Below are 15423 nucleotides of genomic sequence, written 5' to 3'. Positions count from 1 at the left end.
ATGGGATGTCGTGCCTGCCGCATGACGGCGTGAGCACCGATTCATTAGGTCGCCGACGTTCTCCCGCACGCTGCCGGATTTGGTGTCCGACAACGATGAAGAGGGAACAGCTGTGCTGCTGGTCGGTGATGACTGGGCCGAGGACCACCACGATGTCGAGCTGATGGATGAGGCCGGGAAACGGCTGGCCAAGGCTCGATTACCGGAAGGGATCGCCGGGATCACCCGGCTGCACGCCATGATCGGTGAACACCTCGGCGACGACGCCGATGCCGCGCAGGTACGGATCGGGATCGAAACCGATCGTGGCCCGTGGGTCGCGGCGTTGATCGCGGCCGGCTACACGGTGTACGCGGTGAACCCGTTGCAGGCGGCCCGGTTCCGGGAACGCCGCAGCGTTTCGGGTGCGAAGAGCGATGCCGCCGACGCGCATACCCTTGCCGACATGGTCCGTACCGACGCGCACCAGTTGCGTCCGGTCGCCGGGGACAGTCCCGCCGCAGAAGCGGTGAAAGTTGTTGCGCGAGCACATAAAACGTTGATCTGGGAACGCACCCGCCACACGCAGCGGTTACGGTACGCGTTGCGGGAGTACTTCCCCGCCGCTTTGGAAGCGTTCGACGACCTCGACGCTCCCGACGCCCTGGAGCTGCTCGGCAAGGCACCCGACCCGGCCGCCGCGGCGCGGTTGTCGCTCAACCAGATCCGGGCCGCGCTGAAGCGGGCCGGCCGCCGCGGCGACCTCGACGCTAGAGCCGCCCGTATCCAGGCAATCCTGCGCAGCGAGCAGCTGGGCCGCAACCAGGTCATCGCGGCGGCCTACGCGGCAGGGACCCGCGCCGCGGTCGCGGTCCTGGCCACCCTCGACGAGCAGGTGAAAGTCCTGCAAGGGGAGGTCGAGGCCCATTTTGGCCGGCACCCGGCCGCTGAGATCATCTTGTCCCAGCCAGGACTGGGCAAGATCCTCGGCGCCCGGGTGCTCGCCGAGTTCGGGGACGACCCCACCCGCTACGCCAGCGCCAAGGCCCGCAAGAACTATGCCGCGACCAGCCCCATCACCCGCGCCTCGGGGAAAATGAAGGTCGTCGCGGCCCGGTTCGTGCACCAGGACCGGCTCGTCGACGCGCTGATGGCCCAAGCATTCAGTGCGCTCAACGTATCGCCGGGAGCCCGCGCCTACTACGACAAGCAACGCGCCCGCGGCCTAGCCCACCGTGCCGCCCTGCGTCAGGTCGCCAACCGGCTCGTGGGCATCCTCCACGGCTGCCTCAAATCCGGAACCCTCTACAACGAGACCACCGCCTGGACACACCACACCCAAGATCAACAAGCCGCAGCTTGACAAGCTAAGCCCTGGGATGTCTCAAAAGATGGCGGCGGTGGCGGTGGTCGGCGATTGTGGGGCGAGTACAGCTCAGCTCTCGGCGGCGCCGGATCTGGCGGCGTCCGGGCAGTGGCGCGAGCTGACGCGCTGGCCGGGTCCTATCTGACGGTGGCCCGGGTGGGCCGCACCGTCACCGTGCTAGGGGACTTGGCCGGACTGCACCCGCTCTACTATCGCCACGGCGCCGGACAGGTCGTGTGGTCCACGTCCGCAACCGCCCTGGCCGCCGCTGGCGGTGATGGCCCTGATCCGGAGAAGGTCGCCGCTGCGATGGTCATAAAGCTGGCAAGCGACACATTCGCGGCCCTGAGCGCGGCCTCTGCTTCAGACTGAAGTGTTGGCGCTGGAGTTGGAGGCTATCGCGTCGGAGCTGAGCGAGGTCGGTGTGCCGGAGGAAGTCAAGGCCGCAGCGCGGACAGTGATCAGCAATTACTGTACGACTTCAGTGGCGCCCCTGTTCACCGGCGCGAACAAACTCTTCGCCCAGATCCACCGCATCATGAAGATCAACGAACTCCACACCATCACCGCCGACGTCGTCGAAACCGCCCGCAGCACCCTCGTCATCGGCGCCACCGCGAAAACACCGCCACATAACGCTGCGAGTCAGAGCTTCCGCACACACGCGTCTCGGGCGGAGCGGTGTCGGAGAAACGATCGATCCTCGACACTCACGGCAGGTGAACAGGATCGGTGGTCAGACGCCCGTCGAGCGACGAACGCGTAACCGACTGCAGCACACAACCTGCAAAGGAAGCACAACGCCACTGAGCAAGGGAGGGCCCGGAGTTGGCCAAGACCGTCTTCAGACTTCGAGCTCGACAACGGAGACCATGACCTCCTGGCGACTGCTCGTCGTCGGTGGCAGCTACCGGGATACAGGAGCGAATTGATGCTGACCGCGAGGACCTTGGCCGAGGCGCAGACCTACCTGAGCCTGATGGCCGCGGCCGATGACGCGCCCGAGGCGGCCCAGCCCGGCCCACCCGAGACCTCACTGACCGAAGGCGAGGAAGCGTGGACGGTCCACTCGGAGCTCGCTGACATCGCGGTGCCGTACTTGTCCGAGCACGCCAGCCGGAACATGGGCGTCATGTTCGGCCTCGGCGTTTCTCAGCTCGTCGACGCCGGCCACTGGATCCTGGTGGCCAGCACGTATGCGCGCCGCGCAATCGACGCGGACCTGGCCTACACCGGCCAGCCTGGTCAGGACCGCACCAAGGTGGACGCCTCCCCTTCTTTCCGTCTGAATGTGGCATTCAGCAGATGCGATCGGGTGAATGCCACTTTCAGACGGTTCAGTAAGGGGGCGAGAGGGCGGGGATCGATATCGTGGAGTGCCTCGGTGAGCAGGCGGATGGGTTCGGTGCACGAGTCGTAGCGGGCACTGGGGTCTTTTGCGAGCGACCGTTGCAGGATCGCGTCGACCTCGGGCGGGATCCAGTGTTGGCGCTCGGAGACCTCGGAGGGTGGGTCATGCAGTTGGGCCTGTGCGGTGGCCATGAGGTTCGCGCGGGGGAACGGCGGGCGGCCGGTGAGCAACTCGATGGCCGAGCAGGCCAGCGCATACTGGTCCGTCGCCGGGGACACCGTGCCCGCCTGAAGCAGTTCCGGCGCGGCATACGGTACCGACACGACGACGAAACCGTTGGTGGCCAGGGGCGGTTCGGGCCGGTGCAGCCACCGGGCCGAATCGAAGTCCGAGATTTTCACAGTCGCGGGCTCGTCCGCGCCGACCAACACATTCGCCGGTTTCACGTCGAGATGGACCACACCGTTGGCGTGCGCGAAATCCAATCCTGCTGCGACATGAATCAGCACGTGAAGCACCCGCTGCAGATCCGGGTGCTGGTGCGGCATCCGCACCAACGTCAACGCCGTCGCGCCTGCCACGTACTCGTGTGCCGACCACAGCCTGCCGTCGGTTTCACCGTGCGTGTACATCCGCACGATGTTGGGGTGCCGCAGCGCGGACAGGATGTCGAACTCGTGCACAAATCGCGCACGCGCCTCGGGTGACCGGCTGTCGTCCGGCCCCAGAATCTTCAGTGACACAGGCCGCGACTGTTCCGGATCCTCGGCCAGATACACCTCGCTGCTGCCGCCATGACCCAGCCGGGCCTTCACAACGAATCCCGCAAACTGGTTACCTGGCTCGAGTGCCACCGCCTCACCATAACGCGCCGGCGTCCGCCTGCATGCCGGGGTTTGCCCAATCTCATACACTCCGGCCATGGCCAGCAAGACGCGCTCCCTCGACATCCCGGATCCGCTCGTGCTCGACGGCAACGCACGCGACCCGATCGGCGGCGGTGGTGCCCTGGTCGGCTACGGCCGGTCGACCATCGGCCAGCTGCTCGACCGCCAGACCCATGCGCTCAATGAAGCAGGATGCCAGAAGATCTTCACCGACAAGAAGTCCGGCAAGGGACACAGAGCGCGAAGAGTTCTGGAAGTGCCTGGAGTACATGCGATCTGGCGACACCCTGGCGGTGCCGTCGCTGGACCGGCTCGGCCGGTCCCTGCAAGACCTGATCTCGATCGTGTCCGGACTTCGGAAGCGCGGCATAGGATTCCGATCCCTGCATGAAGCGATCGACACCACCACCCTCGGCGGGCGCCTGGTCTTCCACGTGTTCGCTGCCCTCGCCGAGTTCATCCGTGAGCTCATCGTGCAGGGCACCAACGAGGGCCTGGCCGTTGCCCGCGCGCGGGCAACGCCTCGGCCGGCCACCAGCCATGACCGCCGAGCAGATCCGCCAGGCCCGCGCCATCCTCGCCCAACCGGAGGAAACGGTGTCCTCGGTTGCCCGGCTGCTCGGTGTCTCGCGCAGCACGATCTACAAAAATGATTTCGTCCGCGACCGTCACCGACATCGCAGCGCTGCCCGACGTGATCCCGACGACGATGCAGGTCCATCCGATGCGGTTCGAGCATGCGGTTGCCAGACCAGTCGAAGGGCTGTCTGCAGAGGGATGAGCGGGGAAGGGCGGCTCCACTCGGGGGGAGCGCCCGTAATACCAGCACCGTTGCTCGTCATTCCGTCGACAACGGTCCGTACAAGTAGGCATGCAAGCGCGCGAAACCGGTGACCAATGCAGAGACGACCGTCGCTACCACCAGCATCATCGGGCCACCCAGCCAGCTACCGATGACTCCGCCGATCGCGGCGCCTCCGGCGAATCCTGCGTAGAGGAGTGCGTAGCCGAGCCAGTCGGCGGCGCTCCCGCCGCTGATGTGCCGAGCGATCCCCTGTCCCAGCTTGACCATGGTTCCGGTCACGTAGCTCAACGGCACCGAAACCTCGCCGTTCTTCACGAACGACGTATTCAAAGCACCTATTCCGAACGCAACCATCAGGATCGGGCCCAGGTGAACCTCCTGGGTGTCCCATCCGGTGAGGACGATATCGGTCGCAGCTGCCACGGCCAGGCTAACCGTGGTGAGCACGGTGACATCATGCGGGTGATTGGTCCAGAAATACTTGCGGCACAGCGATGCTACGACGACTCCAGCCAGGAAGGCCGCCAACAGCAAGGTTGCCGCCAGCGCGGTCGCAGTGTCGTTCGCGAAGTGGCTCAGCACCGCGCGCTCGGTGTTCCCAGTCATGAACGTGACGAAGTAGCCAGAGGTATGCAAGAACGCCGCTGCCCCGACAAGACCGGCCAAGGCAGCCAGCACCCACGACAGTCGCGCCTCGTGGTCGACAATCCGGCGCATACTGCTCGTCTGTGCTGTCAAGGTTCGACGACCTCTACGATCGGCTCCTGAAAGCTTCGGGCGTGCGGACTATAGCGAAACATTCGCTGTATCCCGATTCAGCCGCGCCGTGATCGTTTCTTACGCTGTCTCGACTCCAAGCCGACGGCTACGTTCCCAGTAGAACGACGGCGGCGATCAGGGCGGGACATCTTGTGCATCATGAGCATGTCGCTGCTGGCTACTCGTCAGTCTTCGCCCCAGTAACTCATCATTGACCTCCACGATTCGCGCCGCGCACGGCGCGAATCGTGCCGGAATCAGTTCGGTGAGTTGGGAGGGCATTCAGTCGAGCGGGATCTCGTTCTTGTGCTGGGTTAGCCAGCTGTCGAGGGTTTGGAGTTCGGGGTTGAGTTCGCGCACCAGGTCGAGGTTGCGTACTCCGGTGAAGTATTCGGACGCATCGGAATAGAACTGGAACATGTTGGCGAATTCCAGGACGGCGGGCTGCCCTGCCGCCCGCATCGCGTCGGTGGTGAGCGGTCGGTACACGACCTTCTCGCCCAGCGCCGCGCTGAACGTCGCGGCGAGTTCCTCTCCGGTGGCGTGGGTGCCTGCGATGCTGACGGTCTTGCCGATGAATTCATCACCGCGACGAAAGACACCGAGCGCGGTCTTCCCGATGTCCTCGGACGCGATGAGCGCCAGCTTCTTGTCGGCCATCGGGAGGGAAAGGACCAGCTCGCCGTTGTCGTTACGGTGAGGGCCTTGCCCTTGGAGGAACGCCTCGTAGTAGAAGGTGGTCTGCAGGAATGTGGTCGGCACTCCGAGCTCGGTGAAGAACGCGTTCGCTTCACCCTTGGCGTCGAAATGCGGGACCTTGTAGCTGCCCAGTGCGTTCGGGACGTCAATGCCCAGGCGCTCGAAGTGCGGCCGGGTGTCCTCGAGGGTGGACCACACTACGTGCTGTAGTTGGGCGTGCTTGGCGGCCCTGGCCGCTGCGGCGGCCTGGTCGAGTTCCATCTGGGCGCGGGTGCGGGCCTTTTCCTGTTCCGGTGTCCGCTGCACCCAGAAGTTGGTGACCACATAGGCGCCGTAGGCGCCGTCGAAGGCCTTGCGCAGGCTGGTCTCGTCATCGAGGTCAGCCTCGATGAGCTCAACCCCTTGCGAGGCGAGGTCACGCGCCCGGTCCGAGTCGGCGTTCGTGGTTAGAGCGCGCGCGGTGAAAGGACCCTCCGGGTCGGCGACGATGGCCCTGACCAGGCCGCCGCCCTGCGAGCCGGTCGCGCCTACTACCGCAATGATTTTCTTGTCGATCATCATCTACTCCTCGGTTTGATGGGTAGTTGCTTCGACGAATCGCAGTCCTGGTCTCGCCTAGGCCAGCAGGTCTGGGGGTCGCGACGCCGCCCCGCAGGTTCGGTGCGGGGCGCTTTCTGTGCCGTTGCCCGCTCTGGGAGTTGGGAGCCTTCTTCTGCGCGGTGCTTGTGTGCTCGAGCGCTCCCGGGCCGTGCGAACTTGGGGCGCCTTCCCGGGAACCGATGATCCGGCCCAGCAGATCGGTCAGGTGGGTGTCGAACTGCTGTGGTGGCCAGCCCCGGATCCAGGAGGTGGTGGACTTCGGGGCCATCCAGGGCGAAGACGAGGTCGGTGGCTTCCTCCCGGCTACCGCCACTTCGACATCTCGCACTTCTTCCTTCTCGACCCCCGCGACCAAGCATTCCACCGGGCCACCTTGCTGTGAAGGTGTCATGGTTACGTTAGTTCCTGACCACCTTGCCGCAGGGCGACAAGAAGATCCTGCGCCCCTACGTCAGCTGGCACACCACGCCGAGGCTGCGGACGAAGGCCATCCAAGTACGGATGACAGTCCACATTGGGGCGAACACCCGCACACACCTGCGCGGACTCTCCCACTTCCTGGCAACCTCCCGCGACACCACAACTAGATGCCACCCGGCAGCAGACGGTCGAGACATATCTCGTCGAATTCCCAAAGGCGGTCCGTCATCTCCCGCAGTTCTTCGGCTGGGCCCGCGACCGGGGAATGTGGGTAATCAACAGTCGATGAGTTCCTGAGTTCTCCTACTCTCTCGGTCTCCCCGCTTCCTGCCTGGACCAGGCGCTATCACCGTTCCCCCACGCTGTCACCCAACCTCATTCCGGCCGATTGGGTTGCGGCTGTGCTGACAGATCTTCACTGACGTGGCACTACGGGTGTCCGCCGTAGGCGTCTTCCAGCACATGCGCGGATAGGTGCGCCGACGCAGCTTCACACCGTCAACTCATGGGTGACCGCAGATTTGACGTATCGGGTCGTGAAATGGACATTCCCATTCATCGGGGTCTGTGGGGCAGTGACTGCAGGAGTTCGCGGGCCCGTTCGGCGTGTTCGGGGCTGACGGCGAGCTCGTAGTGTTCGGCGACGATCTGGCTGGCGGATATGAAATCCCTGCGTCTGCCGGTCACGGCGTAGGAAACGAGGCCGAACACTGCCCCGGCTATCGCGCCGGCGACGACCGCCCAGATGATGATGGCCAACCAGGACGCGGTGTTGGTGGCGAACAGCGACAACAGCAGGCCGATCAGCAGGCCGATCCACGCGCCGGTTGCGGCTCCGTAACCGGTTGCCCGCCAATAATCGAGGCGGCCGAGGACGTTTTCCACGCTGCGGAGCCCGACACCGACGATGGTTGTCTGTTCTACCGGAAATTCCTGGTCGGAGAGGTAGTCGACGGCGCGCTCGGCGTCCTCGTACAGCTCATAGGTAGCTACCGGGACTCGTGACTGTACCTCGGACCTTTTGCTGGTCTTCGTCATGCTTGTCTCCTTCACTGTGATCGAGGTAGATACGGCGAGGCGGGAGGATGTCGACAGCGTTGTCGGCAATCCCGTGCCAATGCGCCGCGACTGCGAGTTACCCGCTGTCACCGAGCCCATGCAGGCAGACGGTGCGTGGGTCACGAACCCACCGACGCCATGGGTGCGTGGCGCACCACGGAGATGAATTGCCAGGCGGGCGGGTGGCGGCTTGGAGGTTGAAACGGGTGGTGACATCGCGCAGGTCGTAGCCGGTGATCTCACGGATACGGCCGAGGCAGTAGCGCAGAGTGTCGCGGTGGATGTGTAGGGCGGCGGCGGATTCGTCGTAGTTGCCGCCGCATTCGAGATATCGGCTCGAGGTGTACACCAGATCGTGATCGGCGTGACGAGTAGCGACCCGACCGCGCCGGGCACACTGCTCAGGATTAAGACCCGGCCTCACTGGCCGTCGGGCACCTCGATGCTGCCGTCGCTGTCGAGTGCATGGATCTGCGCGTCGAGGTCGGGTCGCGCGTGCTGCAGATAGCGCAGGTATTGCCCGTCGACGATGCGATAGCTCGCGAGTGCGCGGCAGCAGCCGAGTGAGGGCACCGCTTCGGCGGCGAGGCGCAGGATGTCCAAGTCCCGGTGTCGGCGAAGAGCACCGTCGAGATCACGCACAGGGCGTGCAGCGCCGGTAGCTGGGCGCGGGCAATTGGCGGCGCCGGTTGGCGGGCTCGGATCGGCCGAACCGGATCTTCGACTCGGTGCGTGCCGTCGTTTCCGAAACCGTTGTGCTGCAAGGTAAGTCGCGATGCGCATTGGATTCGGTGGTGCTCGACGATGCGGTCGACCGACCCCGAGGCACGGCACGTGCACAAGACCGTTCACCACCGCCGCGACGGTTACAAGGCTCACCTAGCCGTGGAACCCGACACCGGAATCTTCACCGCCGGTGTCCGCGCCAAAGCTTCCGGGGACGACAACCACGAAGCCGTCATCGGGCTGCGGCTGCTCGACAGTGACGACGGTGCGCGAGAAGTGCTGGGCGACAGCGCGTACGGCACCGGTAACTTGCGCGCCGAACTCGCCGCACATGGCCACATCGCCATTATCAAGCCGGCACCGCTGCGTCCAGCCGTCGAAAACGGTTTCACCCTCGACGATTTCATCATCGACGAAGCGGCTGGCACAGCGACCTGCCCGAACGGCATCATCCGCCGCATCACCGCAACCCGTGCTGTCACCTTCGGCAAAGCCTGCGCCAACTGCCCGGGCAATGCACCACCAGCAAAAACGGCCGCGTTCTGCATCTGCACCCGCATGCCGCACGCCGCCTCCCATAAGGCCGCTCATGCTCATCGCCTATGTGTAGCGGAAGTGTGCAATGGCGGGCCGCGCCGCGATGTCCAGCACGCACCCGCTAGTTGGCCGACCCGCCCGTATTGGTCGGCGACCGGTCAGCCTGCAGACCAGAACCGATATAGCGCGGAGTACTGGATCGAGCGCTGCGCCCCGTCGGTGCACGATCCGGACGGCGCCACACCGCCATGGGTCTGCAAACGCTGAACGTAGGTCACAGTGGCGAAGGTGCCCTGTCCTTGATGCTCATTCGCCTTCAGCAATAGCTCCGGTATGGCGCCGTCGCGGGCGAGCGTGGCCACCGATGCCGCACCGACCTCGCTGCCATCGATGGTGGACACCCAGATCGGTCCCTTGAAGTGCAGACCGACCGGCTTGGCGTTCTCGCTCAACGTCGCGGCGGGCTCCAGCAACGACCACGCGCCCTTGGAGCACTGATAGATTTGCACGCCCGAACCATCGAGGGTCGAGGTGAGCGCATTGCCCGCAGGAACCCGCAGCGGTGCCGACACCGCGGACTCGTCCACCGCCTGATGCGCGACCGATGTCGTCTGCGGCGTCCCTGATCGGACCGCCGACGAGCATGCGGCCACCGCCGTCGCGGCTGTGATCGACGCGACCGCCAGCACCAACATCCTGCGATTCATGTGTGATCTCCCATCTCGGCGCAGTACGAGCAGGATACGGCCGTCATGCGCGAGGTGGTTCACCGCTGTGACACACCACACGCGGCTTCGTCGGTGGGATAGCTGCGCCGGGCGACGGCAATTTTGGTCGGCGCGCCGTCGCGCGATACGGACCACGCGGACCACGAGTCCGGCGATGGTGGCGGGGTTAGTCGGCGGAGGCATGAGATCCTCCTCGAATACCCGGACACCATCGACGACGCCGACACCGCCGTACACACCGGTCTCGAACGCATCGGCACCAGCTACGACCTGTGCCGCAGCTCCTCGACCGACCACGACTGCCCCTGTGAACCTCACCCAGAAACCGAAACCTCTTTAGTGACAGGTTGCGTCAGTGCGCGCCGAGCGCATCGAGGATCATCGGACGCGCCGTCGCGAGCGCTTGCTGCCAGTAGGGCCAGGTGTGCGTCCCGTTGACGATGTCGACGCGAGCGGCAATTCCGAACGCCGCGATTCGATCACCGAACATCTGGGCGGCAGCCATCGTCATCGCCTCGAGGCCCATCCCGTTCACCGTGTTGCCGATCCCATACGGCAGGTCGAGCGGACCAGGCAGGCCATTGCCCGTCGAGACGTATATCGGCAGTCCGCGCAGCAATTCTGCCTGCACAGTGGCATCGTTGCGGCTCCAGGCTGGGTCCCCAGCCGGACCCCACATGTCGTCCACATTGAAGTTACCCTCGTCCCACATGGCAGCGCGCATCGCTTCGCTCCAGAGCGGAAACGCCGGGTGCACGAATCCTGAAAAGGATCCGGCGAACTTGAACTGGTCGCGATGGTGGCCGGCCAGCATCAGGGCGGCGTTGCCCCCCATGGAGGCCCCGACGATGGCGTTGTTGGTTCGCGACACCCCGTACCGTTCCAGGAAGGCAGGCAGTTCCTGGGTGAGGAAGGTCTCCCATTTGTACGTCGTCGCCTGACGGTTGGTACTACTCGGTCGGTACCAGTCGGTGTAGAAGCTCGAGCGACCACCAACCGGGAACACCAACGTGACATTGTCGCCTGCGAACTGGCGCAGCGCGTCGGTATCGGTCGTCCACTGACTGTGGTCGGCCGGCGCACGGAGACCGTCGAGCACGTAGAGGGCCGCGCTCCCGCCGCGGGCCGCCCACTGCACCTGGACTTTGATCGGCCCCATGCTGGACGGCACGAAGAGCTCCTCGTAACCGCCTACCGGTGCGCGCAATATCGGTGCGTGGATCGGTGCGGCGGTAGCCACCGCCGCACCGATCGACGACACCAGCACAGCTGTTGCTATGACAGCGCCAGTCTTCCTCAGCCAACCACGAATTACCCACTGGTCCCCAGATCGCGCTGCCGCGTCCACCCCGCATACCTCCTACCTTCTTCCCCGGTCAGTGACCGAGGAGACCCGAATGTGGCTGCGCTCAGGCCAAGTCGCTTCCTGTGCGCTTGCGGCCCCGCCGCGCCCGGGATCAGAAAGACCATCATAGATTGTGCCGCAATCGCTCTCGAGCCGATCGATCTGGCGGATCGGAAACAGATGGTAGTGGTGGCCGATCACGACTCGAAAGTGTTGGCTCGTAAGATGTTCCGATGCCGCGCCTGGGATCTCGGGGCCGCATTGGACTGGGCCGCCAGCGGGCGGTCGCCGCAGGTTTCACCCGGGGTGACGGCGGCGTGTGAGCCGACCGGGCATCGGTGGCGGGTGCTGGGTCAGCTGGCATCCGATCGGGGGATGGCATTCGGCCATACAAGCGATCACGAGACGATCGCCGAGGAACGTCAGTCGGTGGTCGGTGCCCTGGTCCGGCGCATGTGCTCGGTCTCTCCCACCCGTGAAATCTCCCTGTCGCACATCTCGATCCTCAAACGCCTCGACCGCGAAGGCCGGCAACCGTCGCCGACCTCGCCCGAGCCGACAAGATTCGCCACCAATCGATTGCCACCGCCGTCGCCGCCCTCGTCGACCGCGGCCTTTCGCCGCACCGCCGACGAGCACGACCTACGCCGCAAGCTGCTCGTGATCACCGACGAAGGCCGCCAACTGCTCACCGAACGCCGTGCGGCCGGCTACGAACATCTAGCCGATCTGATCACCGATCGCATGAACAACGCTGAGCAAAAACACCTTTCGAAATCACTGACGCTGCTGCGCCGACTGATCGACTGCACTACCGGAGGTCCATTGATTCGCGGCGCACGGGCAAAGGCGCACTCAGGCAATCAATCCCAAGTCGTGGCGGCCGGTGCCGACAGCGGGACCGGGGTCGGCCGCGACGACTCGGTGCATCAACTCCGAATAGACGTCGCGAAAGTCGACTGTGGTTTTCAGGTCGCCGTTGTCGAGGTCGGTGAGGCTGGGCTCGTCGCCGTAGAAACCGCCCTTGACCGGTGCCCCGGCGACGAACACCGGTCCGGCGGTGCCGTGGTCGGTGCCCTGGGAGGCGTTGGCGGCGACGCGGCGGCCGAATTCGCTGTAGGCCATGAGAACTACGTCGCGGCCGCGAGGATGCCCTGCCATATCTGTCAGGAACGCCGATACCGCCTCGTCGAATCGACCGAGCAATTGCTGCTGGGTTCGGCGTTCGTCGGCGTGTGTGTCGAAGCCGTCCAGGCTGACCGAATAGACCCGCGTGGGCACTCCCGCCTTGATGCACTTTCCGACGAGTTCGAGCTGGGCGGTCAGCGGATTGCCGCCGGGCTTGGCCGGATTCCGGCCGATCGAGGAAAACGTCTGTGTCACAGTCTGTTCAGCGTGATAGCCCGCGCAGACGAGCGCCTGGGCAGGACTGTCGTGCGGGTCGGTGGCGGCAAGTCCGCTCAGCGCCGTGGACAATTCGGGCGACAGTGGCGCCGAGGTGGGATCCAGTGCTGACGCCGTGTGCTTCGCCCCCATCGCCAGTTGGGGCAGCACCGGGCCGATATTGACGGCGCGCACCGGATCGTCACCGGTCGCGTCGAGCCAGCGGCCGATCCATCCCGTATTGACCGGGCTGTCCGGAGCAGCCGTCTGCCAGATATCCATCGACCGGAAGTGACTGTGATCCGGGTGCGGGTAACCGACCCCGCGGACGATCGCGAGGTTGCGTTTGCTCCACAAGTCTGCGAATCCCTTCATCGCCGGATTCAGTCCGAGTTGTCCGTCGAGGTGCAGCACCTCCCCCGGCTGGTACGACAACTCCGGTCTCGCATCGTGATAAGCGTTGTCGGCGTAGGGAATCACGGTGTTGATGCCGTCGTTACCGCCGTACATCGTCAACAGGACCAGAATTCCGGCGCCCTGCGGCAGCGACGAGGTGGCCGCTCGTTGATGTAGTTCGTCCCAGGTGAACAACGAGCCCCCGGCCAGACCGAGCGCACCGAGTACGCTGCTGCCGACGAGAAGCTGTCTGCGACTGAATTGAGCCATGGTTCGGTGACTTTCGGGTCAGCTGGTCAGGTACTCGGGAGTGTTCAACGCGATCGCGGTCAGCCTGGCGGGATCGTCGCGCACCGACGCGAGCACGGCAGCACTTCGGGCCGACCACGCGCCGATGCCGAGCTGGTATCCGACCGCGTCGAGGCGATCGCCCGGCGCGGCGGCCGAAATCCGGCCCAGATCCGCCTTTTTTACGAGACCGGACGCCGCCGTGAGCCGAAGCTGTGCGGCGGCCGTCGACATCCACGCCTGACCGTGCGGCCAGCCGCCGACGGACGGCGGGTAGAACGGCAACTGTCCGAGGTTGCGCAGCACACCCGTCAGTTTCCCGACATCGGCGTCGTTGTCCATGGGCACCGCCAGCGCGCGAACCGCGCCGATCAACCATTCGACCGGGCCATGTACGACAGTGTCACGTGCGGTGGCGAATTCGTCGTCGGTGAGGATCGCGGCCACCATGCGCGCGGCATCGCGGTTCGGTCCGTAGGCCGCCGCGGCACGGTCGATCGCCGGTTGCGAGGGTGCCGCGTCGGAGCCGAGCTGCTGCCACATCCGCCCGGCCACATAGCGTGCCGATTCGGGGCGGCCGAGCACGATATCGCAGAATTCACGGGCGCCGAGCGAACCCGTCACGCCGAGTACGGTTTTCGTGCCGGGATCGTGCCGTTTGAGATTCAGTGTGGTGGCGCCGTTTCCGTCGATCGTCCACCCCGTCAGGGCACGCGCGCCTTCGCGCACATCGGTCTCGGTGTATCCGCTGCCGTGACCGAGTGCGAATAGCTCCATGAACTCGCGAGCCAGGTTCTCATTGGGCGCCTTCGCCGAATTGCTGGTGCCGTCGAGCCATTTGAGCATGGCCGCGTCGGTGAGCATGGCGTAGGCCAGCGTGCCGAAGTCACCGGTGCCGAGGGTGCGCAGTTTCTGGTTCTGCGCGGCCAGGGCGGCGGCATCGCGGACCTTGGCCGCCGACGTCGCGAAGTGGTTGTGCCACAACATGGCCAGCTTCTCGTGGATCGGCTGGTGTACCGCGACCATCCGCCGCAGCCACCACGCGGTCAAGGTGGCGAGTTGATCGCTTCGTTCGGCGTTGTACCGGCGACGGACGTCGAGCGACGCGTTCTTCCCCGGGGCGGCATGCGTGGTGAACACCGGTAGCGGAGTCGCCCGCGCTCCGGGATCCGCGTCCGGGTCGGCGGTCAACGCCGAACGCAGATAGTCGGCCGGCTGCTGCGCTTGCACGGCGTCGATCTCGGCCCCGGTCGCACCGAAGCCGGCGCGGCGAAGCATGCGCGCGGTGTGCATCCACTGCGCCGATTGCGTGCCCATGATCCGAGTATCCGGCCGTGCCCGCCGTTGCCAGCTCGTTCACCGCCAGCTTTCAGGCAACCTTCAGCCGAGAGGCGGAACAATGACACATGTGCAGCCGGGACGAATACTTGTCATCGAGGACGCCGAGGCCATCAGAGCCGCGGTCGAATCGGGGCTGACCGCGGCCGGACACCACGTGTTCAGCCGGGAGCACGGTCAGCAGCTGGAGCGCGATCTCGCGCAGTTCCGGCCGGATGTGGTCGTGCTCGACATCATGCTGCCCGGCCGCGACGGATTCACCCTGCTGGAGGCCATGCGCGCGAGATCCGTCGCGGGCGTGGTCATCCTGACCGCCCGGGACGGTATCGAGGACCGGTTGCGCGGTCTGCGGGCAGGCTCGGACGACTACCTGGTCAAACCGTTCGACCTGGCCGAACTGGTGGCCCGGGTCGAGGCGCTGCTGCGGCGGATGGGCCGGCTGCAGCACAAGACCACGATCGGCGATCTCGTCATCGACGTGGAATCCGGCGTTGTGCAACGCGGCAGCGAGACCATCGCACTGACCGCCACCGAATTCAAGGTCCTCGCCTATCTCGCCGCGCACCGCGACCGCCTCGTCACCAAAACCCAAATCCTCACCGCCATATGGGGATACGACGACTATGACCCGAACCTGGTCGAGGTGTATATCAGCGCGGTCCGACGCAAGCTGGAGGGACACGGACCACGTTTACTGCACACCGTCCGTGGCCTCGGCTACACCCTGCGGGTCGGCGACCAGTGAACTCGCGCCGGT

General features: G+C 65.3%; 16 protein-coding genes and 1 pseudogene. 7 read left to right on the top strand and 10 right to left on the bottom strand.

Features of this window, described 5'->3' with window-relative positions; genetic code table 11:
• The first annotated feature begins 112 nt into the window (after positions 1-112).
• The 3 genes from ACV7NQ_RS31200 (at position 113) to ACV7NQ_RS31190 (ending at position 2111) form a co-directional block, all read left to right on the top strand.
• Entirely contained in the window at positions 113-1342 is a 1230-nt protein-coding gene (locus tag ACV7NQ_RS31200; protein WP_463365473.1) for an IS110 family RNA-guided transposase, read from the top strand.
• A gap of 111 nt (positions 1343-1453) precedes the next feature.
• Positions 1454-1717 carry a hypothetical protein gene (locus ACV7NQ_RS31195; RefSeq protein WP_463362860.1) on the top strand — a complete coding sequence of 88 codons (264 nt, stop codon included), beginning with the start codon at positions 1454-1456 and terminating at the stop codon, positions 1715-1717.
• 4 nt (positions 1718-1721) lie between these two features.
• Positions 1722-2111: a hypothetical protein gene (locus tag ACV7NQ_RS31190; protein WP_463362859.1), complete on the top strand. Its 390-nt coding sequence runs from the start codon at positions 1722-1724 to the stop codon at positions 2109-2111.
• 479 nt (positions 2112-2590) lie between these two features.
• Here the strand turns inward: ACV7NQ_RS31190 and ACV7NQ_RS31185 are convergent, their stop codons facing one another.
• A complete protein-coding gene (locus ACV7NQ_RS31185) occupies positions 2591-3550 on the bottom strand; it encodes a serine/threonine-protein kinase (protein ID WP_463362858.1) in 960 nt (319 codons plus the stop codon).
• 302 nt (positions 3551-3852) lie between these two features.
• Between ACV7NQ_RS31185 and ACV7NQ_RS31180 the strand changes: the two genes are divergently transcribed.
• Entirely contained in the window at positions 3853-4236 is a 384-nt protein-coding gene (locus ACV7NQ_RS31180; RefSeq protein WP_463362857.1) for a recombinase family protein, read from the top strand.
• Positions 4124-4477, top strand: coding sequence for a helix-turn-helix domain-containing protein (locus ACV7NQ_RS31175; protein WP_463362856.1), 354 nt, complete (start codon positions 4124-4126; stop codon positions 4475-4477). The genes ACV7NQ_RS31180 and ACV7NQ_RS31175 overlap by 113 nt, the downstream gene beginning before the upstream one ends.
• On the opposite strand, the gene ACV7NQ_RS31170 is transcribed toward ACV7NQ_RS31175, so the two are convergent.
• The 5 genes from ACV7NQ_RS31170 to ACV7NQ_RS31150 form a co-directional block, all read right to left on the bottom strand.
• The gene (locus ACV7NQ_RS31170) at positions 4422-5105 is read right to left on the bottom strand and encodes a DUF1275 family protein (RefSeq protein ID WP_463365885.1); all 684 of its coding nucleotides are present in this window, start codon (positions 5103-5105) and stop codon (positions 4422-4424) included. The two genes, ACV7NQ_RS31175 and ACV7NQ_RS31170, sit on opposite strands and share 56 nt — an antisense overlap.
• 324 nt (positions 5106-5429) lie before the next feature.
• A complete protein-coding gene (locus ACV7NQ_RS31165) occupies positions 5430-6404 on the bottom strand; it encodes an NmrA/HSCARG family protein (RefSeq protein WP_463362855.1) in 975 nt (324 codons plus the stop codon).
• 1017 nt (positions 6405-7421) lie between these two features.
• Positions 7422-7904 (bottom strand): YflT domain-containing protein, encoded by a 483-nt coding sequence (locus ACV7NQ_RS31160; protein WP_463362854.1) that lies wholly within the window; start codon positions 7902-7904, stop codon positions 7422-7424.
• Positions 7905-8001: 97 nt separating this feature from the next.
• Positions 8002-8274: a PucR family transcriptional regulator gene (locus ACV7NQ_RS31155; RefSeq protein WP_463362853.1), complete on the bottom strand. Its 273-nt coding sequence runs from the start codon at positions 8272-8274 to the stop codon at positions 8002-8004.
• 71 nt (positions 8275-8345) lie between these two features.
• Positions 8346-8528, bottom strand: coding sequence for a hypothetical protein (locus ACV7NQ_RS31150; RefSeq protein ID WP_463362852.1), 183 nt, complete (start codon positions 8526-8528; stop codon positions 8346-8348).
• A 74-nt stretch (positions 8529-8602) separates the two neighbouring features.
• On the opposite strand from ACV7NQ_RS31150, the pseudogene ACV7NQ_RS31145 reads away from it, so the two are divergent.
• Positions 8603-9223 (top strand): annotated as a pseudogene (locus tag ACV7NQ_RS31145) (transposase); the annotation flags it as partial.
• A gap of 123 nt (positions 9224-9346) precedes the next feature.
• Here ACV7NQ_RS31145 and ACV7NQ_RS31140 read toward each other — a convergent pair.
• From ACV7NQ_RS31140 to ACV7NQ_RS31125, 4 genes are all read right to left on the bottom strand, one after another.
• Positions 9347-9895, bottom strand: a complete 549-nt coding sequence (locus ACV7NQ_RS31140; RefSeq protein WP_463362851.1) for a DUF3455 domain-containing protein — start codon at positions 9893-9895, stop codon at positions 9347-9349.
• A gap of 373 nt (positions 9896-10268) precedes the next feature.
• On the bottom strand, positions 10269-11264 hold the full coding sequence (locus tag ACV7NQ_RS31135) for an alpha/beta hydrolase (protein ID WP_463362850.1): 996 nt from the start codon (positions 11262-11264) through the stop codon (positions 10269-10271).
• A gap of 852 nt (positions 11265-12116) precedes the next feature.
• A complete protein-coding gene (locus tag ACV7NQ_RS31130) occupies positions 12117-13310 on the bottom strand; it encodes a DUF1501 domain-containing protein (RefSeq protein WP_463362849.1) in 1194 nt (397 codons plus the stop codon).
• An 18-nt stretch (positions 13311-13328) separates the two neighbouring features.
• The gene (locus tag ACV7NQ_RS31125) at positions 13329-14645 is read right to left on the bottom strand and encodes a DUF1800 domain-containing protein (RefSeq protein ID WP_463362848.1); all 1317 of its coding nucleotides are present in this window, start codon (positions 14643-14645) and stop codon (positions 13329-13331) included.
• Between the two features lie 82 nt (positions 14646-14727).
• Here ACV7NQ_RS31125 and ACV7NQ_RS31120 point away from each other — a divergent pair, with 82 nt between their 5' ends.
• Positions 14728-15411, top strand: a complete 684-nt coding sequence (locus ACV7NQ_RS31120; protein WP_463362847.1) for a response regulator transcription factor — start codon at positions 14728-14730, stop codon at positions 15409-15411.
• Positions 15412-15423: the final 12 nt, after the last annotated feature.

This window comes from Nocardia sp. Tas62D01, from assembly GCF_055232035.1.
Note: the sequence above shows the minus strand (reverse complement) of the source record. Positions and strands in the feature narration are given on the sequence as shown.

Coding starts and splice junctions, on each gene's coding strand:
- ACV7NQ_RS31120 (WP_463362847.1), top strand. CDS start 14,728: ATGACACATGTGCAGCCGGGACGAATACTTGTCATCGAGGACGCCGAG.
- ACV7NQ_RS31125 (WP_463362848.1), bottom strand. CDS start 14,645: ATGGGCACGCAATCGGCGCAGTGGATGCACACCGCGCGCATGCTTCGC.
- ACV7NQ_RS31180 (WP_463362857.1), top strand. CDS start 3,853: ATGCGATCTGGCGACACCCTGGCGGTGCCGTCGCTGGACCGGCTCGGC.
- ACV7NQ_RS31160 (WP_463362854.1), bottom strand. CDS start 7,904: ATGACGAAGACCAGCAAAAGGTCCGAGGTACAGTCACGAGTCCCGGTA.
- ACV7NQ_RS31175 (WP_463362856.1), top strand. CDS start 4,124: ATGACCGCCGAGCAGATCCGCCAGGCCCGCGCCATCCTCGCCCAACCG.
- ACV7NQ_RS31170 (WP_463365885.1), bottom strand. CDS start 5,105: ATGCGCCGGATTGTCGACCACGAGGCGCGACTGTCGTGGGTGCTGGCT.
- ACV7NQ_RS31165 (WP_463362855.1), bottom strand. CDS start 6,404: ATGATCGACAAGAAAATCATTGCGGTAGTAGGCGCGACCGGCTCGCAG.
- ACV7NQ_RS31140 (WP_463362851.1), bottom strand. CDS start 9,895: ATGAATCGCAGGATGTTGGTGCTGGCGGTCGCGTCGATCACAGCCGCG.
- ACV7NQ_RS31130 (WP_463362849.1), bottom strand. CDS start 13,310: ATGGCTCAATTCAGTCGCAGACAGCTTCTCGTCGGCAGCAGCGTACTC.